This is a genomic window from Ralstonia mojiangensis (genome assembly GCF_023955645.1).
GTDB lineage: Bacteria > Pseudomonadota > Gammaproteobacteria > Burkholderiales > Burkholderiaceae > Ralstonia > Ralstonia mojiangensis.
The window spans coordinates 277,760-297,309 of sequence record NZ_JAMXHU010000005.1 but is presented as its reverse complement, the minus strand read 5'-3'; the positions used below and the strand labels follow the sequence as shown (position 1 = coordinate 297,309).

At 61.7% G+C, this 19,550-nt stretch carries 21 protein-coding genes and 2 pseudogenes; 13 read left to right on the top strand and 10 right to left on the bottom strand.

What is annotated here, in order from left to right:
* Positions 1-104: 104 nt before the first annotated feature.
* Positions 105-431 carry a hypothetical protein gene (locus NG898_RS21825; RefSeq protein ID WP_252694389.1) on the bottom strand — a complete coding sequence of 109 codons (327 nt, stop codon included), beginning with the start codon at positions 429-431 and terminating at the stop codon, positions 105-107.
* A gap of 172 nt (positions 432-603) precedes the next feature.
* On the opposite strand from NG898_RS21825, the gene NG898_RS21820 reads away from it, so the two are divergent.
* Positions 604-1,017, top strand: coding sequence for a hypothetical protein (locus NG898_RS21820; protein WP_252694388.1), 414 nt, complete (start codon positions 604-606; stop codon positions 1,015-1,017).
* A 431-nt stretch (positions 1,018-1,448) separates the two neighbouring features.
* Entirely contained in the window at positions 1,449-5,354 is a 3,906-nt protein-coding gene (locus NG898_RS21815; protein ID WP_252694387.1) for a DUF4781 domain-containing protein, read from the top strand.
* A 112-nt stretch (positions 5,355-5,466) separates the two neighbouring features.
* On the opposite strand, the gene NG898_RS21810 is transcribed toward NG898_RS21815, so the two are convergent.
* The 4 genes from NG898_RS21810 to NG898_RS21790 form a co-directional block, all read right to left on the bottom strand.
* Complete coding sequence (locus tag NG898_RS21810) at positions 5,467-5,790, bottom strand: hypothetical protein (RefSeq protein ID WP_024978472.1); 324 nt, start codon at positions 5,788-5,790, stop codon at positions 5,467-5,469.
* Between the two features lie 190 nt (positions 5,791-5,980).
* Positions 5,981-6,859, bottom strand: a complete 879-nt coding sequence (locus NG898_RS21805; RefSeq protein WP_252694386.1) for a lysophospholipid acyltransferase family protein — start codon at positions 6,857-6,859, stop codon at positions 5,981-5,983.
* Between the two features lie 377 nt (positions 6,860-7,236).
* Positions 7,237-7,491, bottom strand: a complete 255-nt coding sequence (locus tag NG898_RS21795; RefSeq protein WP_252694384.1) for a translation initiation factor 1 — start codon at positions 7,489-7,491, stop codon at positions 7,237-7,239.
* Positions 7,492-7,572: 81 nt separating this feature from the next.
* Positions 7,573-7,803 (bottom strand): isochorismatase, encoded by a 231-nt coding sequence (locus tag NG898_RS21790; RefSeq protein WP_252694383.1) that lies wholly within the window; start codon positions 7,801-7,803, stop codon positions 7,573-7,575.
* 498 nt (positions 7,804-8,301) lie between these two features.
* Here NG898_RS21790 and NG898_RS26200 point away from each other — a divergent pair.
* From NG898_RS26200 to NG898_RS21770, 5 genes and pseudogenes are all read left to right on the top strand, one after another.
* Positions 8,302-8,421, top strand: a pseudogene (locus NG898_RS26200) (cold shock domain-containing protein); the annotation flags it as partial.
* Positions 8,422-8,608: 187 nt separating this feature from the next.
* A complete protein-coding gene (locus NG898_RS21785) occupies positions 8,609-8,935 on the top strand; it encodes a hypothetical protein (protein ID WP_252694382.1) in 327 nt (108 codons plus the stop codon).
* Between the two features lie 90 nt (positions 8,936-9,025).
* Positions 9,026-9,310, top strand: a complete 285-nt coding sequence (locus NG898_RS21780; RefSeq protein WP_252694381.1) for a hypothetical protein — start codon at positions 9,026-9,028, stop codon at positions 9,308-9,310.
* An 85-nt stretch (positions 9,311-9,395) separates the two neighbouring features.
* Positions 9,396-9,776: a hypothetical protein gene (locus NG898_RS21775; RefSeq protein WP_252694380.1), complete on the top strand. Its 381-nt coding sequence runs from the start codon at positions 9,396-9,398 to the stop codon at positions 9,774-9,776.
* Between the two features lie 59 nt (positions 9,777-9,835).
* Complete coding sequence (locus NG898_RS21770; protein WP_252694379.1) at positions 9,836-10,108, top strand: hypothetical protein; 273 nt, start codon at positions 9,836-9,838, stop codon at positions 10,106-10,108.
* Between the two features lie 192 nt (positions 10,109-10,300).
* Here NG898_RS21770 and NG898_RS21765 read toward each other — a convergent pair.
* Positions 10,301-11,860, bottom strand: a pseudogene (locus tag NG898_RS21765) (methyl-accepting chemotaxis protein); the annotation flags it as partial.
* 579 nt (positions 11,861-12,439) lie between these two features.
* Positions 12,440-13,360 carry a LysR family transcriptional regulator gene (locus NG898_RS21760; RefSeq protein ID WP_252694377.1) on the bottom strand — a complete coding sequence of 307 codons (921 nt, stop codon included), beginning with the start codon at positions 13,358-13,360 and terminating at the stop codon, positions 12,440-12,442.
* Positions 13,361-13,441: 81 nt separating this feature from the next.
* On the opposite strand from NG898_RS21760, the gene NG898_RS21755 reads away from it, so the two are divergent.
* Genes NG898_RS21755 through aroQ form a run of 6 tightly spaced genes read left to right on the top strand, consistent with a single transcriptional unit; the run spans position 13,442 to position 17,764 of the window.
* Positions 13,442-14,392 (top strand): ketopantoate reductase family protein, encoded by a 951-nt coding sequence (locus NG898_RS21755; protein ID WP_252694376.1) that lies wholly within the window; start codon positions 13,442-13,444, stop codon positions 14,390-14,392.
* A complete protein-coding gene (locus tag NG898_RS21750; RefSeq protein ID WP_045201850.1) occupies positions 14,389-14,781 on the top strand; it encodes a VOC family protein in 393 nt (130 codons plus the stop codon). Before NG898_RS21755 ends, NG898_RS21750 begins: the two co-directional genes overlap by 4 nt.
* A gap of 2 nt (positions 14,782-14,783) precedes the next feature.
* Entirely contained in the window at positions 14,784-15,242 is a 459-nt protein-coding gene (locus NG898_RS21745; protein ID WP_252694375.1) for a MaoC family dehydratase, read from the top strand.
* Positions 15,242-16,462 carry a CaiB/BaiF CoA transferase family protein gene (locus NG898_RS21740; protein ID WP_252694374.1) on the top strand — a complete coding sequence of 407 codons (1,221 nt, stop codon included), beginning with the start codon at positions 15,242-15,244 and terminating at the stop codon, positions 16,460-16,462. The genes NG898_RS21745 and NG898_RS21740 overlap by 1 nt, the downstream gene beginning before the upstream one ends.
* The gene (gene aroE, locus NG898_RS21735) at positions 16,462-17,295 is read left to right on the top strand and encodes a shikimate dehydrogenase (protein WP_252694373.1); all 834 of its coding nucleotides are present in this window, start codon (positions 16,462-16,464) and stop codon (positions 17,293-17,295) included. Before NG898_RS21740 ends, aroE begins: the two co-directional genes overlap by 1 nt.
* A gap of 25 nt (positions 17,296-17,320) precedes the next feature.
* The gene (gene aroQ, locus NG898_RS21730; RefSeq protein WP_252694769.1) at positions 17,321-17,764 is read left to right on the top strand and encodes a type II 3-dehydroquinate dehydratase; all 444 of its coding nucleotides are present in this window, start codon (positions 17,321-17,323) and stop codon (positions 17,762-17,764) included.
* A 14-nt stretch (positions 17,765-17,778) separates the two neighbouring features.
* Here the strand turns inward: aroQ and NG898_RS21725 are convergent, their stop codons facing one another.
* From NG898_RS21725 to NG898_RS21715, 3 genes are read right to left on the bottom strand one after another with little or no spacing between them, the layout of a single operon-like run.
* Positions 17,779-18,348, bottom strand: a complete 570-nt coding sequence (locus NG898_RS21725) for a YdeI/OmpD-associated family protein (protein ID WP_252694372.1) — start codon at positions 18,346-18,348, stop codon at positions 17,779-17,781.
* A 37-nt stretch (positions 18,349-18,385) separates the two neighbouring features.
* Positions 18,386-18,811, bottom strand: a complete 426-nt coding sequence (locus NG898_RS21720; protein WP_252694371.1) for a lipocalin-like domain-containing protein — start codon at positions 18,809-18,811, stop codon at positions 18,386-18,388.
* Between the two features lie 21 nt (positions 18,812-18,832).
* Positions 18,833-19,495, bottom strand: a complete 663-nt coding sequence (locus tag NG898_RS21715) for a dihydrofolate reductase family protein (RefSeq protein ID WP_252694370.1) — start codon at positions 19,493-19,495, stop codon at positions 18,833-18,835.
* Positions 19,496-19,550 lie beyond the last annotated feature (55 nt).

Sequence of the window (19,550 nt, the reverse complement as noted above, 5' to 3'; positions counted from 1 at the left end):
ACCCATTGCTGCAAAAAGCAGCAGCGGCGGAGCAAAAAGCCCCACGGTTGGGGCTTGGAGGGCGGCAAGCGGGGGTTGAGGGGTGGCAGTCGGGGGTTTAAGCCTCAAGCGCCCAGCTTGAGGCTCCGAATTCGCTCCGCCTGCCATGCCGCCAACGCAGTGCTCGCTTCGGCTTCCTCTTCCTTGGTCGCCTTTCGGGTTTTATATGGCGATGAACTGGCAACCAAAATCGGCGCGGAGTTATGTATGTCCTGAGCCAGCCAGTTCAGGTAATCCCGACCTTCATCGCGATACTTTTGAACTTCCGCCGTGGTCAGCCGAATCATGAAGCTGTAGCCGACTGCCCCATGGTTGCAATTGGCATCGAGATACAGCTCGCCATCTGCTTCAAATAAAAACCAGCTTTGCGGTTCGTGGTCCAGCACGTACATCAACGCCTCCGAGCGCGTATTTGATGGTGTGAGTGGTTGGCGGCCGATTGCTCGACATGCCATGGCCCATGTGGAGCGGCTTCGCGTTTGCGATTGCGTTTTCGCATGATTGTGCGGGACGCTGCAATGGGCCGCCTAGCATGCAAGCGTTCTTGCCCCATTTCTGCCCGCCATGCCGATTCCATCGAAGATCAGTGGACCGAGCGTCCAGACACACATCAGCGGTAACGACGCGCCAGGCTCGTCGCCGGTCAAGCCGTCGCAGCCTCAGGTGCCTCAGCGCACGGCACGTACGTCGCAAGGGGAACTTGGGGCGTTGTCTGCGCGCGGCACGAAGCGCCCACGCGAGTCGAGTGGTGATGATGCCGCTGCACAGCCCCAAGCCAAGCAACGCCGCGCGGATTTGCCCCGCTCGGAACTGCCTCGCGCACACGGTGACGCAGACTCGCGCATGGAACGCATCATGCAGATGCAGGCCGAGACCATGATCCGCAGTGCGGAGCTGCAGAACGTGCTGAACCGCGCCAACGCGCAAGCCAAGCTGATGGAAGAGGGCGCCAAGGCTGCTAAGGATTTGATCAACTGATATCGATGCGCCAACCGGTGCGAGGCTAGGCGACGGTGACGCCGGAGCGTTTCGTCAGCAGCGTGGCATTCACGGAATCTGCGCTGGCTCAGGTGCATCACTGCCAGGCACCAGAACGATTGCCACTGCGCCACTGTGCCGCTGCGGCAGTGGTCTGGAGCGCTGCATCGTGGTTGCCAGCGTGGTGCAAGTGATTCATGCCGTGCACCCGGCGATGCACTTGCTGCGTGACCTCTGCTCAACGCAAAGGTCGTGGCGATGAAAAGCCCGGCACATGTGAGGAGCAACGCGCACCACGTAACGGTATTGCCTCCCCGCCGCAGAAGAACTACGCGTTTTCCTAGTAGTAGCCCCCCGCCCATCTGGCCAAGATTGCCGCGTATTTTGGTGCTGCAATTGCCTCCGCGAACGGTGCGGTACGGGAGAACGCCATGCCTGCTTACGTCGAGATCAACGGGCGACTCGAGTACTACCGGCCCCAGTTGTATCCGCTTCCTCCGTCTCCCCAGCAACTGCAGGCAGTGGCGGACGCCAAGACAAAGACCAACCAAGACATCACCACGGTCCGTTCGGACGTCAACGGTGCTAACGGTGCATCTGCGGATGGCACATCGCTCGACACATCGCTGCCCGATCTCATGGCCGCCGTGGAGAACGAGCTGCGGCTCAATGCAGATCTGGCGCCCCCGGGGGGCGAGACGAAAGCCATCGAGGATGCCGCTGCGGCGATCAAGCAGCGCGCGCCCGATGCAAAGTGGCTCGGGGAAGTGGTTGACGACGCGAAGAACGGCGTTGAGCAGCAGGACGCGAGCCAGCGCAATGCGTCGGAAAAGCGCGATGCGGTGCTGGATGCGCAGGACAGCTTGCAGTCTGCGATGGCGATGAAGGTCACCAATCGCACGATCGCGGACGAAAAGCAGGCCGGCGTTTCTGACGCGCAGAGCAAGCTCGATCAGGCGGTCAAGAACTTCAAGGATGCCCTCGGCACGGAGCTGAGCGAGTACGAGAAGTTTGGCACTGCTGATGACCTCAAGGCCGCCAACGATGCCGTTTCGCAACTGTCGGCTGCACACCCGGAATGGGACACCGCCAGCCTGGATATGGCCCGCGTGATTGCCGTCCGACATGCCCTTCAGTACCAGGTTGACCATATCAACCCGAACGATCCGAAGCTTTCGCCGGACCTGCAGGCCGTGGCGAAGAACGATCCGGTGACGTTTGCGTGCGAGCAGTTGCTGGCCCCATACAAGAACGACAAAGATGCGTTCGGCATCGCAGAGTTCGTCGGCAGCGTGAGCTTTGACGTGCGCGTGAGCAACACCAAGAAGCTGGTCGATCAACTGATGAGCGCTGGGGACGCAAACGGTGCGTTGAAGGCCCTGTCGATCAACATGAACGCGGTGTCGTTCTCGCAGACGAGCCCTCAGGCACGCCAGGAACTTTTCCGGCAAGCCGGCGAAAAGTACTTTGGCGCGAACAGCGCTTACTTCAATCAACAGATCGGCAGCTTAACGACGGTATACAAGCTCAACCCCGACGATCCGGATGCCACACAGCGGCTCGCTTACGACGACACGGTCAAGTCGGACGCGGTGGGGCAGTGGATGAAGACGCTCGCAAAGGATGCCCCACCTGAAGTTGCGGCCAACTTGCTGCAGACCGTTGAAGGGCGCTTTAACGATAACGGCCACTGGTTCCAAAATAATGCTGGCCAACTTCGCATGGGCATCGCGCACGGCACGGATTTCTACGGCGGGTTGAGCTTGACGGCGCTTGCTGCGGACACGCCGAGCTTTCGTGACACACTGCCGTCCACCGCGCATGCGCAGCAGGTGGCGGATTGGCTGACCAGCAACCGACAAGCAAACGCTTACCTCGACACACTTGGAGCGTCGGGATCTGTCAACGGCAGTTCCGACTGGGCACCCATCACCAACGCAGTCGATGATACACAAGCCACCAGCCTGACCACTGCGCTGCTCGCGCACCGCGCCGTGTTGCCCGAGGCGGATGCCTTGCAGCACGCGTTTGATCTTGGCAAGCAGACCGTCCAGACGAAGCAGGCCGCCGCCGACTACGACGCGTTCCAGTCGAATGTCGACGCCGGCCTGACAAGCATTTTCGGTCAGATGAGCGCGGCCACCTTTGGTCGTGACGCGCCCATCTTCGACGGCAAGAGCCACGTCTTCAACGCCCCTGGCGCAGACACGCAGCTCGACAACTTCATTGGTGCGTCACTGATGGTGCAGGCCGATAACAGCGGCGCACAAGACAGCGGCGACATCAACACTGCGTGGTTTACCAACAAGAACAGCACCAAGGTCATCGACGGCGTCCGCAAGGCAATCCGTGAAGCAGGCGGTGCTGACGGTGCCGTCACGGCGATTCCGATTGCGTACGTCGACAAAAGCACCGGCGTCGCGCCGACTGCGCTGTTCAAGGTGGTCAACAAGCAGAGCGGCAAGATCACCTACGTTGATGATCGCGGCACGCAGTACGGCGACATCAAAGATTTTCGGCATAACAATGCCCTGGCCGATGGCGGCACCATTTACGTGCCGAACGATGCGAACGGCGCGCTGACGCTCAATGCCAAAGGTGTTCCCGATGTTGCCGGTCTGAGCGCGCATGTCACCACGGGTTGGCAACGTGTCAGGCATGGGCTCGACTTTGTCTTTGGTGTCGCGACCCTCTCAGCCGGTGTCGTTTTGATGGCGGGCACAGGTGGCGTTGCAACGCCTATCGCTGGCGGCGTGATGGCAGCCGGGGCCGGGTGGGCAATCGGCGAATCGGTCGACCGTTTGACGACGCTGTCGGAGCACGGTCGCTCCATCTCGCCATTTGATCCGGAGGCGCGCGCCGATTGGCTCACCATTGCCGTCTCCGTGGCCGGCGAGGGCAGCTTGGCTGCCGGCGGTGTCAGAAGCATTGCCGGGTCAGCCGAGGCAGCTGGTGGCTTGAGGGGCATGACGCCGTTGATCGTGAACAGCAATGCCTTCCGGGTTGGCGCCAAGGGCGCTGACTTGACGGCGGGCCTGGGCGGCGCCTTCATGACGGGCGACCAAGCCCTCACGTTGATGAAGTACGGCGACAAGATGTCAGGTGAGGCGAAAGCCGAGGCGGTGCTCCTTCTCGGTCTGGGCCTGGGCGGCGCAGGCTTGGCTGTGCGTGGTGGTGGTACGACCGGCACGACCAGCGGAGGCGAGTTTGACCCTGCCGCCGGCGCAAGGCTTCCATTGGAATCGACGGACGCCCCCGATGCGTCAACCCCCAGCCCCACCCGGCAGGAGCTTCTGGATCAGGCGTCCACCGCCATGCGCAACTTCATCAGCGGCGTAGGCTCCCGCATTGGTGGGGCACCCGATCCGGCCATCGATCAGATCAGCAGCGATGGCATCGTGCTGCGCCCCGGCAATGCGTTGGGGCAGCTCTCGCGCTATGCCGGACTGGACGACGGAACACGAGCGTTCTCGCTGGACCGTTCAGCGGAAGGCAAGCAAGGGAGCCAACCGCCTTCACTCGACTTTGTCCTGCGCTTGGACGATAAGACGCAGCGTGAGCTACCCGGCATCGTCGACATGGTGGACGACAACGTCGACCTGGGGCCGGATGAAACGGGCAAATCGGCAACCGAAGCGCTGAGGCGCGGCAAGTATCAACGCGTTTTCACGTTGGATAGCCTGGTGGCGCATGCCGATGTGCTCTCTGATATGCGCCATGCCTTGCTCAATGATTACCGTCCCGACGCGATCATCGGTTTGGAGCGCGGCGGCGCGTTTGTCGCCGACACCGTCACGACGGGGTCACCCGACCTGGCGTCTTGCGTGGTCAAGGTCCAAAAAGTCAAAGCAGGCGATGTCGCTGCGGCGGGGCTGAGCGGGTCGAGCGACGACCCGACCGCGCCCGCCAATATGATCGCCATGAAGCAGGCGGTCGAAGATCAGATTCGGGCGGGAAAGAAGCGCTTTGCCTTCACCGAGGTCTACTTCAGCGGCACCGCAGTCAACACGATCTACAAGTACGTCATCAAGCCGCTTTCAGAGCAGTATCCGGATTGCCAGTTCAAAGGCTTCTGGCTGCACGAGGGGACACCGGAGGAAGCGACGGCCGCCCTCCAGGGCACGGACGGGCTAAAAGAGAAGAGCGAAGTCTTCTCGACGCCGTTCATCCTCGGCGAGGATGTGGAAGATGTGCTCAGCTACAACAGCTCACACCCGCTCTTCATTGCCGATGTCAACAACGGAGGCACGTTGAACATGGATGTGTTGAGACCGAACCCGGGGGAAACGACGCGGGAATTGCTGATCCGGATTCTGAGGGAATCCGGGAAAGGGTGACTTGACGCCGGCGCTGTGGCGCGCAAAAACTCGAGTGCGCCGTTATGCATCATTCGGCGGTGAGGTGCTCGACCGGCCAGAACATGCTCAGGTTTCGACGCCTGTTGTCGACTTACGCTTGCCACACGGCATACCCTTCCTCGCGCAATCCGATCGCCAGCTCCACTTCCATCTCCCGCGCTGCCTCGTAAGGCATCGGGTTGAAGCACTCGTACAGCTCTGGCATCAGACGCAACCCATACTCGCGCACAAACCGGTTCGATTTCAGTCCCGCCTTGTGTTTGTCAAAACGCACGTCTGGTGACTGACCTGTCATGCCTACATAAACGCAAGGTTTGTCGCCGAAGTAATCGGGATTGGCTTTCACGAAGCGCGCTTCGCCCAGCACTTGCCGCGACAGTTCGACGACGTAGACGTGATGGTGGTGACGTGGCATTGGAGGACTCTTCGGCCACTGCGCAGAGGGGCTCCTGCGTTGCTGTGTGGCCGGAAGATGTTATTCGATATGCGGCGTTGGTTGGGCTCCAGGAATGCGCCGGCTTGGGTTCGGGCTTTTGCTTGGGCCCACAGGTGCCTGGGGAGGCGGCGTTTGTCGGTCCTGCGCTCTCTTCAGGCAGCAAAGCCGCTCAGGCGGCCCCGGTAGGCACCGCGCGCGCGCCCGCGGGTACCTTGTATCGGTTGTAGCCCCACAGGTATTGCTGAGGAAAGCGCCTGACCATCTCTTCCATCTCTGCATTGATCCAGGCGGCCTGGGCTTCGGCGCTCTCGGGAACCGTGCCCGTCAGGCGTTTCACGTGCATTCGCCAGCCACGCCCGCCAGGCAGGCGCTCGCCCGCGGCGATGATCAGCGCGGCGTTCGTCTGTTTGGCAAGCTTGCCCGGCAGCGTCATGGTGTACGCCGGCCGGCCAAAGAACGGAACCCATACACCGTCGCCCTTCGGGGCTTGATCGGGCAGAAGGCCGACCGCGTCCCCCTGGCGCAAGGCGCGTACGAAAGATCGAACGCCTTCAGATGTTGCGGGCACCGCCTTCAAGTTCGACGTCGCGCGCACGGCATCCAGCAGGCCGCGCAGCATGGCTTTGCGATGCGGGCGAAACATGATCGTCAATGGAATGCGCAGCGCCATGTAGCGTGCAGCCAGTTCAAAGCAACCCAGGTGGGGAGTGAGCATGATGAGTCCATTGCGCTCGGCCAGGGCCTCCTCGATGACGTTCCAGTCCTCGCAAATCACCTGGGCCATGCATGCATCGCTACGAAACCAGACCCTCGGCAGTTCGCTCATCATTGCACCGGTTTCTGCTGCTGCCTGCCGCGCAAAGCGGGGCGCTTCGAAGCCGGCCTGCGCAGCATTGCGCTGGACATGGCGGCGATATCCACCGGGTAAGGCGTAGAGCAGTCGCCCGCCCGCGCGCCCGATGCCGTGGATGATGGGTAACGGCAGCGAGGAAAACAGCCTCAAGAGAACAGGTAGCGCGCGCTGAACGAGCTGAGATGGGCGATGCACGGTGTTGCTCTCCTGGAGTGAGTTGCCGGGCGCGCTGCCAGGCGTTTCTCAGAGCCTTGGCCGAGACGCCGGAGGCTTGCGAAACAATGAGGGCGCTTACTGTTCGAGCGACCATCCTGGGTTGGGCACGTTTTTCCCTTCGCGATAGGTCCAGTTCGCACCGCATGTGCGGCATGCAAACGTGCTCACCGTGACGGCCGCTGTCTTGGAAGCCTTGATGCGCTGGGTATCGGTGATTCGTAGGAAAGCATGGCCTGACGCACCAAGTCGGTGGACTTCAATTGCAAGGCAAGCGCGGCAGAGTGACATGCCAACTCCTCTCTCAAATAACGTGGGCGCGATGTGGCGCGCGAGCATTCGTCCGCTTCGTCTTGGGTCTAGACGCCAAAGACAGGAGCGCCGTACTTCAACAGCAGTTGCTCGATCTGGTTCATGTCATCGGTGCGCGGTGTTCTGTCTTCTGTCACGCGTGACGGCCCGCCATAGAGGGCCGCAACATGCCTGCGCACCGTCAGTACATCATTGGCCGGCGGCGCGACGATGACGGCATCACCCGGTACGTGCCGATAGCTGCCATCTTTCCAGCCCTCGGGCGTCAGATGCAGTTCTTCCCACTCTTCGCTAACAGACATGGTGATTTCCCTCCTGTTGACTGCTGGGTTGCGCCTGCACTTGCCGCAAGCGGAAAAGCCGCGCAGGGCGGCTTTGGCGGTTCAGTTCTTGTGATGGGGCACCAGACGCGCGACGGCGGCTCTTCCTGCAAGCCGGGCGGCATTTCTTGCGAGTGCTTCCGTGCCATGTACGTTGTGTCGCATCGAGACATTGGCGAGGATGCGTTCCGTGCCATCCCTGTACTCGTTGATGAGGTAGGTGGCAAACCAGACGCCTGGTTCTTGTTCAATTGGGTACACGGACACCGTGTACGGGGAGTCGATTTTGTTCAATACACTGCTAGGCTTCGGGCGAGAGCTGATGGCAGGTGTGGAGCACCTGGGCAAACCTGTTCCTGCCGATGAGCTACGCCACGATGGGTAGGGCCAACGCCTTGGGATCATGCATACAAATGCACGGCGCAAGCTATTGGCAACGAGGTGACCGTACTTGCGTAGGCTGGCACGCCTAGTACATGCGCGCTGCGTACGGAGCGGATAAACCGCCGGTCAGGTAGGTGATGGACCGTGTGGCCCAAGATGATTCGGGTGTACGCCCGACGGGTGGCCAGCGCTTGATGTGTCTTCTTGCTAGGCACCCAGCCCGATCGATTCGATAAACGGGCAAAGGTTGCGCATGGTAACAGCTTCTCGCAGTCGCCGCTCTGTGAGGCGCCTCAATGGCTCCTATGGCGGGTCACCATGGGATGTCCCGGCGCTACTTTCACGACCAAACGCGGCGGTGTATGGACAACATGGCAGCGATGGCAAAGAGCGGCCCCATCCACATTCATCGCTCATTTCTCTGACGTCCAGTGCAATGGGTTCAAGTCGCTCCAAGAGGGGCAGAAGATCAGTCTTGTGTCGGGCGTCGGCCAGAAAGGCCCGGTCGCGGCCAAGATTGCAGCGATCTCCGTCTCGCCCGCTTTAAGAAACCCCGCCACGCGGGGTTTTTTTTCGTCGCTCGCACGTCTGGCGCCGGCTTCGGACACGCAGCCATGCATATATAGGAGTAGAGTGGGGCACCATCCTCCTGTTCCGCACACGGACGCGTGCCCGTTGATGCTCCAACCGGCGATGTAAGTCATGGAGAGCCGTGATGCTCGACCTTGTCGCGTTTACCAAGCCGGTGCTGGATGAAATAACCGGGCAGGATGTGCGGACCTGGAACGCGGGGCCGAGTGTGCTCGGAGCGAACTGGCAAGTACCTGAATTCGGCAGCCGTATATGGCGCGTCAGGACGCTGACCATCGCATTCACGCACGATGTCATGAAACAGTTGACGCACGCAGATCGGCAAGATCTCTGTCAGCTGCAGTGCATGCTTGACCGCTTTCTGCGGGCGCAGTTGGGCACGCATGCCCAAGCGGACCGTGGAGATCGGATGCTCGTGATCTCCGTCGATCATCTAGGGGTGGACTCATAGCTGCCCCGGCAAATCAGCGGATTGCTGTTGTCAGTCAATGTCGATGCCTAACCGGGCATCGACCACGCACACCCTCGGTTGGAGCCCCTCATGAATGCAAGCCCATCAGCCACGTACAAGGGTTTCGACCTGTATCCATTGGTGTACCGGACGGAAGCGGCCCCGTCATGGCCGCGCAAGCGTCCCGATCGTACGTTCAATGCGTCTGTAGTGATCTGCCGCGAAGGTCATCAACCCGGGGCGGAGCACTCACGCGTTTTTCGAATGACACCGACCGCTTGGGAGAATGTCGGCACCGCAAGGCGCGGGGCGCTGAAGTTCGGCGAGGACGTCATCAATGGTCTGGTACCCGGCGAGTCGGTGGCATCGCTGTAACGGGCGCCACGTGTGCCTGTAGCCCGTGCCTTTTTGATATTGCGTTGGCGAGGCGTGTTGCTCGCATGACTGGCTAGGAAACAAGATGAATCATGCGACCGACAAGACGAGCTTTCTCTGCACGCTCCCCGGAGCGGCAAAAGGCATGGCGTACTCCATCACTGTGGGCTTTATCCACGATGGGCAGCCGAACTGCGTCCAGTTCACCAGTTTCGTGGGAGAAGGAAGGCGGTCCTTCAGGCTGCTGGCAAGCGCGCGGGATCTGGCCTCTGCAGCCACGGGCGGCATTGAAACCTTGTGTCGCCTGGCCATCGGACAAGTCATCCGTGACAGCCTCTACGCGAAAACTGCACAAGGCGACCATACCCTCGATATGCACGTGCAGCCTTGGCAAGGAGATCTCAAACCGGCGGGATCACGTGGCGCACAAAGGCCGCTTCGTTCGCATTCGCTCGTTCGGGGATAGTTCAATGGAGCAAATGGAAAGAGCGTAGAGTGAGGCGACCCCTTTCAACGGAGATTGCTGTGGATGCCTATCCGACATGCCGCTACAAGGGGTTCGATGTTTACCCCCTGATCTACCTCTTTGATCCGCCTCGTGAATGGCACGAGCGGCGTCCTGACCGGTCTTACCGTGCCTCCGTGTTGATCTGCCAGGAAGGGATGCCTCCCAGTACCGAGCATTCTCGGATTTTCGCGCTGCAGGCGGACCATTGGGAGAGCATTGGTATCGCCAGACGGGCAGCCACGAAGATGGCCGAAGCCATCATCGATGGATTTGCCCCTGGAAAGGTTTAAGGGGCGTGTTCGACGGTTGGTAGCGGACAATCGCGCGCGACATTCGAGTCTCGTCTGTTCGCAGACGTTCGCAGACAGCAGCCGTGGTCAAACGGCTGCGTTCCTACAAATCGATTTCCCACTCAATGGCGATAGCCGCCCAATACGGGCGACATTGTCTGCTGCATCAAGCCGCTGAACTCACCCTTGCAGCCGGAAAAACGCCACCGCATGGCTCAGTTGCTGACCCTGGCCTTCCAATGACGTGGATGCAGCCGCTGCCTGTTCGACCAACGCGGCATTCTGCTGGGTGACTTCGTCCATCTGCGTGATCGCCAGATTGATCTGCTCGATGCCACGGCTCTGTTCGACAGAGGCGGCGGCAATCTCGCCCATGATGTCGGTCACGCGGGCCACGGCCTGGGTGACTTCGTTCATGGTCTTGCCAGCGGTTTCCACCAGCGAGGAGCCGTCCTGGATCTTCTGCACCGAGGTGCTGATGAGTTCCTTGATCTCCTTGGCGGCGCTGGATGAACGCTGCGCGAGGCTGCGGACTTCACTGGCCACCACGGCAAAGCCGCGGCCTTGCTCTCCGGCGCGCGCAGCTTCCACTGCGGCGTTGAGCGCGAGGATGTTGGTCTGGAATGCAATGCCTTCAATCAGGCCGATGATGTCTGCCACCTTGGCCGAGCTGGTGCGGATGTCGGTCATGGTGTCGACCACGTTGCCGACCACGGTGCTGCCCCGTTGCGCAATCTCGGAGGCGTCCGAGGCGAGCACGCTGGCCTGCTGAGCGTTGTCGGCGTTCTGCTTCACGGTGGAGGTCAGCTCTTCCATGCTAGAGGCCGTCTCTTGCAGCGACGACGCCTGCTGCTCGGTGCGAGATGAGAGATCCTGGTTGCCACTGGCAATCTGACCCACATCGCTGGCAATGCCGTGCGCGGCTTGGCGAACCTGGTCGATCAGCTTCACAAGGCTGGCCTGCATTTCCGACATGGAGGCGAGGATGCTGCCGCGCGGTGCGGCTGCGCCGCCGAGCACGGGGCTCAGGTCTCCGGAGGCTACGCGGCGCGTGATGTCGCTCAGCGCATCAGGCTCCGCACCCAGCGCCCGGGTCAACCCACGGGTGATGAGAATGCCGGCAGCCAAGGCGCCCAGCACGGTGGCAAGGCAAATGCCGATGAGCAGCGTGCGCTGGAATGCGTAGCGCTCGGCCGACTGCTGCTCCATCTCGTGCGCTCGCTCGCGCGTGTAATCGCTGTAGGCATTGGTGGCCTTGATGAGTGCGGCCAGCAGCGGGCGGCACTGCTCGTTCATCATCGTGATGGACTCTTCGTGCTTGCCAGTCAGCGCAGCGTTGACGATGGCAAGCGCCACTGGGCCGTACTTGGCCTCAACGCGGTCGATATCGGCCACAAGACCCCGCGCGCGGTCGTCTGCATCGCGCACCTGCGCGATCAGCTCCTTGAGCTTGGAAAGGCGGCTCTGCACATCTTCATGCGCTTGCGTAACGGCGGCTTTTTCCAGGTCGATATCGGACGGCTTAGTGACCAGTACGAGGTTGCGTGCCGCTATGGCTCGGCGGTCCACTGCCGTGCGTACTTCCTCAGCCAGCGTGGCGCGCGCGTTGATGTCGTTCACGTACTTGGAAAAACGCCCGTTTGACTCGCTCAGCGCCTGCACTGCAAGCGCAGACACCAGCAACACCAGCCCCGCCAGAAAGCCAAACGCCACGGTGAGCTTGGCGCGCACCGTCAAATTGTTGATGCTCATTGTGATTTCCCCGTTCGGCCTTTTTACCGCGCCGTTTGTTGGTGGCAGGCCCCGATGACGCTGCTCGAAACTTGCAACGGCAAGGAAACCTGATGCTGTAGCGACCAAGTGGGGGTAATCCTCTCTATGTGAGCAATCTTGAAAATTGGGCCGACGAACGCGAGCGTCATGGACGGGAGTCATCCCAGTCCCGTACGAGGAGGAAACGCTGCAGCAGTGCACGCTGCCTGGGCAGGTAGTTGCGTGAAGCCTAGCGGGGATTAGGCATTTTGGACGAGTCGATTGGCTTCCGTTCGAGGTGCGGGGGAGCGGTTCCAACTCCTCTTTGGCCCAGCAACTTCGCTGGATGCATTGACGTTTCGTGGCGGCGGCAGCACGCGGCGGGTGCAGCTCTACGATCGGCGTTGACGCTTCACGACTGAGCCGGGCCGCGGATAGTTGTCGTCCTCCTCCGAATCAGAGAAGCGGCGAATAAGCTCTTCCCGCCCGGCTGCCACACCGCCCAAGCTGAGCTTCAAGGCCTCGCGCACGAGGGCGCATTGCCAGCCCCAATGCCCAAGCTTGTACTGGCGCCTTCAGCTAGCGCGAACCACCAAAGAGTTGACTGACCACACCGCGCAACCAGCGGTTGCCGGCTTCGTGGTGATACCGGGCATGCCAATGCTGCCGAACGGCAAAACCCTCCACGGGGAACGGACACGCGCGCACGGCAAGGTCATTGGCCTGCGCGAGGGTTTCGCCGATGTGGCGGGGCAACGTGGTAATCAAGTCCGTCGTTTGGACAATCGCGCCCAGCCCGAGGAACCCCGGTAGTTCCAGCACGACCTGGCGCTCGATGCGCTCGCGCGTCAGTGCTTGCTGGAGGAGTTGCGCCCCCGTGCCTGCTGTGACGGCGATGTGCCCCTCCGCACAGTATTGCTTGACTCCAAACCGGGTGCGGATCCTGGGGTGATGGCGGTTGGCCAGGCATACCCAGTCCTGCTCATACAGTTGCTGCTGGTAGATGCCGCCGCTCAGCCAGGGCACGTAGCCGATTGCAAGGTCGGCTTCGCCGGATTCGAGCGTGCGCTCCGTATTGCCGTCAATTCGAGCAGCTTCCAGGCGAACACCGGGCGCCTGCGCGCGAACGTGTGCCAGCAGGCGCGGCAGCAGGGTGATGTGGCTCGCATCGGTCATGCAGATACGAAAGCGCCGTTGCGCCGTTGCTGGGTCGAACGCAATCTCCCATGCAGTAAAGCGCCTCAGCGATTCGAGAATTTCCCGACACGGCCCGATCAGCGCGTCGGCCTGTGGCGTCGGTGCCATGCCGCCTGGCGTGCGGATGAACAGGGGATCCCGCACGTAGTCCCGCAGGCGCCCGAGCCAGATGCTGACGGTCGGCTGGCTCTGTCCGAGCTGTTCGGCAACCCGGCTGACGTTGCGCACGTCGTAGAGGAGGTCGAACAGCTGCAGAAGCTTCAGGTCGGGCAGATCGGCCAGCGTCGCCGCACTATTGTCCATGGCAATAACGGTATTTGGATCATTGTATTGTCAGTATAAGTGCGGCCTTCTATCGTGCAACCACACGACAAGGAGACGCCATTGAAGATTGCGATTCTGGGCGCCGGCGCGCTGGGCTGCGCCATCGGTGCCGCGCTCACGGAAGGCGGCCATGAGACCTGGCTGATCAGCCGCTCACCGGCCCACGTCAACGCCATGCGCAGCGAGGGCCTGCGGGTTGACGACGCGCAGGGCACCCGCCGCATCCAGGTGCTGGCGGCGACACAGGCTGCAGAGGTCGGCATAGCAGAACTGGTGATCGTGCTCGTCAAATCCTTCCAGACCGACGCGGCCATGCGCGGCGCGGCCGCTTTAGTTGGGCCCGATACGCTGGTGCTGTCGTTGCAGAACGGCTTGGGGCATGAAGAGATCCTGGCGAACATCGTCGGCCGCGAACGGGTGCTGGCAGGCAAGACCTACGTGGGCGGGGTGTTGCGTGGCCCCGGCCATATTCAGTCCGGCGTGGTTGGCAAGGCAACGTACATCGGCGAACTCGACGGCCGCGTGACACCGCGTGTGCAGGCCATCGCAGACGCATTCAACGCAGTGGGGCTGGCGACCACCGTCAGCGACAACATTGTCGGCACGATGTGGGACAAGCTCCTGGTGAACGTCGCCACCGGCGCGCTGACCGGCATCACACGCCTGACCTACGGTCAGCTCTATGACGATGCGCTGCTCAAGGCCACATCGCTTGCGGCGGTGGCCGAGGCGATTGCGGCGGCGCAAGCGGCGGGCGTAACGCTCTCGATGACGGATCCAGAGCAGGCTTGGAACCTTGCCGCCGAGGGCCTTCCTGCGGCGTTCAAGACATCGATGCTGCAAAGCCTGGAGAAAGGGTCGATCACCGAGATCGATTTCATCAACGGTTCAGTTGTGCGCTGCGGGCAGCAGCACGGCGTGCCGACACCGGTCAATGCCACGCTGGTCGCCTGCATCAAAGGCATCGAGCGCGAGATGGCTGACCGTCAACGCGAGGAGACCACCGCATGAGCGCCCCCAAGGCCTATCTGGAACACGTCGCCATCTGGGTGAAAGACATCCATTGGCACATCCGTTTCTTCGAAGAGGTGCTCGGCATGACGCTGCGCGAGATCGATGGCACGCGTGAAGCGCCTCGGCAGTACTGGACCCTCGGCGGACTGCAGTTCATCCATGCCCCGGAGTTCGAGGGCCCTGAGGGCCGACTCGCTCATCTTGGGGTGATGTGCGAAGACCTCGAAGCCGCGCTGTCCCTGGCACACGGTTTCGGCGTCAGCGAAATGCCGCAGGGCCGCAATTGGCTGCGCTTGCCGGATGGTCTGGCGGTCGAACTCATCCAGGCCAAGCCTGCGTCTTGCGTAGCGCAGGCGCTGGCGATCAACCCACGTGCGCAGGCATAAATATGACCATCGTCGAAAAATATTGGGATGACGCACGCGAAGGCGACGCCTGTGTGAGCCCGAGTTACACGGTAACGAAGGAACGCATCCTCGCTTACGCCGACCTCACCGGTGACCACACACCGGTGCATGTTGATGAGGCCTATGCCAATGCCAGTCATTTCGGTTGCATCGTCGCGCATGGGCTGTTTGGGCTGTCGATTGCCGATGGCCTGAAAACGCAGAGCGACTACCGCTTCCTGCCAGGCATGTCGCTCGGCTGGACCTGGGATTTCCTGCTGCCGATCAAGGTCAACGACGTGCTGCACGTGAAGTTCCGCGTCGGGGAGATGCGGGCAAGCAAGAGCCGGCCGGGCTGGGGCATCGTCGTGTTGCCATCGGAGCTGATCAACCAGGAAGGTCAGGTGGTGCAACGCGGCGAGCATCGTCTGATGGTGCCGCGCCGGCCGGGAGCGTTCTGATGCAAGCTCGCCCTCTTGAAGGTATCCGCGTTGTCGACTACAGCCACTTCCTTGCAGGCCCTTACGTCGGTCGATGCCTGGCCGCGCTCGGCGCCGAAGTGATCAAGGTCGAGCGCCCCGGCACCGGCGACGCCGGCCGCCAGCACGCCACCGTGCTCGACGATGAGCAAAGCGGCTATTTCCTGCAGCTCAACATGGGCAAGCGCGGTGTGAGCGTCAACATGAAGGACCCGCGCGGCAAGGCGTTCATGCAGCGGCTGTGCGATTCGGCAGACGTGTTCATCGAAAACTACCGGCCCGGTGCACTGGACAAGCTGGGACTGGGCTATGCCGAGTTGGCGGCGCGCAATCCGGGCCTGGTCTATTGCTCCATCTCGGCTTACGGACATACCGGGCCGGACGCACATCGCGCCGGTTTCGGACTGATTGCCGAAGCCAAGAGCGGCATCATGCAAATGGTCGGCACGCCGGGTGAGCGGCCGCCGTTGCTGCGCATCTCGCTCGGTGACATGTATACGGGCATACACGCCGTCGCTGCCATCAACGCGGCCTTGTTGGGACGCGTGAAGAGCCAGCGAGGGCAACACATCGACATGGCGCTGTACGACACGCTGGTGTCGATGCACGAATACGCGGTGCAGTGCTACACCCTGCAGGGCGTACTGCCCGAGCAGACTGGACATGACATGCCGACCTCCACCCTCTATGGCGTCTTCCGCGCGGCTGACGGCGATCTGGTGATCGCCGCGCAGGTGGACGACGCCTGGAAGCGCTTCGCTGCGCTGGTCGAGTCGAATGGTGGCCCGGCGGGCTTCGGCACCGACACGCGGTTTCATGCGGGCGCTGGGCGCAACGCGTGCCGCACGGAAATCCTCTCTGTGGTCGAGCCCTGGGTGGCGGCGCGTTCGGTGGCATCGGTGCTGGAGCTGCTGGATGGCATCGATGTGCCATGCGCCAAGGTGCAGCGCATTGACGAGGTGCTGGCCGATCCGCAAATTCAAGCGCGGGGGATGGTGGTCGAGCAACAGCACCCACGCTATGGCACGTTGCGCCTGCCGAACCTGCCGTTCAAGTTCTCCGATTGCGATACGACGGTCCGCGATGTCGCGCCCGACCTGGGCGAGCACAACGCCGAAGTGGCGCGCGCCCTGGGTTTCGACTCAGACGAGATTCACGCGATGCAGGTTGATAGCGTCCTCTATTCGAAGCGAGCTCAATGATGACTGACCACTATGCGGTGATCGGCAATCCGATCTCTCATACCAAATCGCCGCTCATTCACGGGCTATTTGCGCAGGAGACGCGACAGGACATGCAGTACACGGCCATCGAGGGGCCGGTCGAACCGGAGGCGGCGTTCGCGGATGTCGTTCGCAGGTTCGCCGCAGGCGGGGGCAAGGGCATGAATGTCACGGCGCCGTTCAAGCTCAAGGCCTTTGCGATGGCCGACGAGCGCAGCGAGCGTGCAACGTTGGCCGGCGCGGCGAACGCACTGAAGTTTGAGGATGGCCGCATCCTGGCCGACAACTTCGACGGCATTGGGCTGGTTCGCGACATTGAAGCCAACCTGGGGCTCCCGATGTCTGGCAAGCGCGTGCTGATGCTCGGTGCCGGCGGTGCGGCGCGTGGCGCTCTGCTGCCGTTCCTGGAGGCCAAGCCGGCGGAGCTGGTCATCGCGAACCGCGACGTCGCAAAAGCGCAGGCGCTGGCTGCACAGGTTGCAGAGCGCGGCCCGGTCGTCGCGTGCGGGTATGCCGAGCTGGTAGCGATGGGGCGCTTCGATCTGGTGGTCAATGCCACATCAGCCAGTCTCACGGGCGACCTGCCACCTGTTCCACCGAGCATCTTCCGCCCTGAAGGGATGGCCTATGAACTGGCCTACGGCAAGGGGTTGACGCCGTTCCTGCGGCTCGCCCGCAACGCGGGTGTGCGCAACATCGCAGACGGTGTTGGCATGCTGGTCGAACAGGCCGCTGAAGCGTTCGCATGGTGGCGCGGCGTGCGTCCAGAGACAGGGCCGGTGATCGATCGGCTCACCGTTCCCCTTGATTGAGCCCAGCACGGAGGCCCGAATGAAGCTGAAGCGCATCTTGATGCTGCACGGCGTCAATCACAACATGTTCGGCAAGCGCGATCCTGTGCAATACGGGACGATCACGCTGGCCGAGATCGACGCCAGATTGCAGGCGTTGGGCGCCGAACTTGGCGTGCAGGTGGAGTCCTTCCAAACAAACAGCGAAGCGGCGATGTGCGAGCGCATCCACCGAGCATTTGAAGAAGGCCAGGACGCCGTGCTGATCAACGCGGGCGCGTGGACGCATTACAGCTACGGCATTCGCGATGCACTGGCGATCCTGACGTGTCCGGTGGTGGAATTGCATATGTCCAATATCCACGCACGCGAGCCGTTCCGGCATCACTCGGTGTTTGCAGACATCGTCACCGGGCAGATCTGTGGGTTCGGAGTACAGAGTTACCTTCTGGCCCTGAGGGCTGCGGTCTCGGCACTCGATCCAGCTTAGCGGGCGGGCAAATGTTATGGATGAAGCTTCTCGCCCTTGTTCAGCATGTCGATGAACTGAGCGATCTTCCTTGCGCGCGTCTCAGCCTTCTTCACGTTTTGGATTCTGAACAGAATCGCATAGCGGTTCTGACTATTCAGGGTCGAGAAGAATTGCCTGGCCTTCGGGTTGGCGTCGAGAGCCTGCTGCAGGTCATCGGGCACCGTTGACGTACTCGCAGATGCATAGGCAGCCTCCCAACGCCCGTCGCGCTTGGCCAGATCGATTGCGCGAAGCCCGCTTGGGCGCATCTTCCCGTCGGAGATCAACGCTTCAGCCTTGGTTTTGTTGATCTTCGACCAAATGCTTTTGGCGGTTCTCGGCGTAAATCGCTGTAGCCAGTAGTGCTCGCTCTCAGCCTTTTTTTGGCCGTCGATCCAGCCGTAGCAGAGGGCACTCTCCAGTGCCTGGGCGTAAGACACAGTCGATTGGTCGGCCGACCGCTTTGCGATGCGGAGCCAGACACCGGTCACCGCCTCTGCGTGGGTTTCGAGCCAGGCTTCCCAGGCTTCCTGACTGGTGAACGTAAGTTGTTCGTTATGCATCTTTCTAGGCCACTCATCGTCAAGCTGGCAGGGGAGATTACTCGCGCTTGAAACGGAGAACACCTCTTCCCATTGGGTTTCCGGATGCCAACGGGTTCGGCATCCACGCCGTGCGAACCTCGAGCTCGTCCCCGTCAAGCGTGTAGAACCGTTCCTGCTCCGTGCCGGTCCAGGCTTCATTCCAGGACGCATCCACCTTTGTGATGAACCGGTCCCCGTCGACCCGATACCGCCCCGTGTAGGCCATCACCGTGCGGAATAGCGCCAGCAGCTTTTCGTCTGTATTCCCGGGCTCCCGCACCTTTGCGGTGAGAAGCACCATGATGCGTCCATCCGCACCGAAGATCAGCGACCCTCTGGGATCAGCGCCCCAGGGCTGCGTGCGCTCCTTTGTCTCTTGCATCTCGGTCTCGAAAGACACCAAGCGCCAGCTACCGTGCAGTTTTGCGTCGTGCTCAGTCATGGTTCGTCCTGTGTCGTCCGTTTAAATGTTCGTGCGGGACGGGCGCCGCAGAACAACATGCGTTGCGTTTTCCGACGCTACGGATTCAACACACGTATAGCCCTGCGCTCGCAAATCAATGCCTTCGAACAGGGGTTCTCCACGGCCAAGCAAGATCGGCGAGATCGCAATGTGCAGTTCATCGATGAGGCCCTCGCGAAGGTACTGCCGGATGGTGCCTGCCCCACCGCCGATGCGTACATCTTTCCCGCCGGCGGCCTCGCAAGCACGGTCGAGTGCTTCTTGAGCGCCGCCTGTGATGAAGTGGAAGGTCGTGCCGCCCTCCATCTCGATGGGTGCACGCGCGTAGTGGGTCAACACGAAAACAGGAACGTGATACGGCGGGTTGTCACCCCACCAGCCTTTCCAGTTGTCGTCGGGCCAATCCCCGCGAATGGGGCCGAACATGTTTCGCCCGAGAATCCACGCCCCAACGTCCTGAAAACTGCGGGCGGCAAAATCATTGTCAACACCGGTTGTGCCGCCGTCCTTGCCGAGCAGGGTGTGCTGGAATGTGCGCGTCGTGACTAGCCACGTGTGCAGTTCTGTCCCGCCAATGCCGAGCGGATTGTTGATGTCCTGATCCGGGCCTGCGCCGTATCCGTCAAGCGAGATGGTGAAGCCCGCAACGCGAACGCGTGTCATCGTTTGTCCCCTGCTCGAATGCGACGCCCGAACGGTCATCAATGGATGCCGGCGT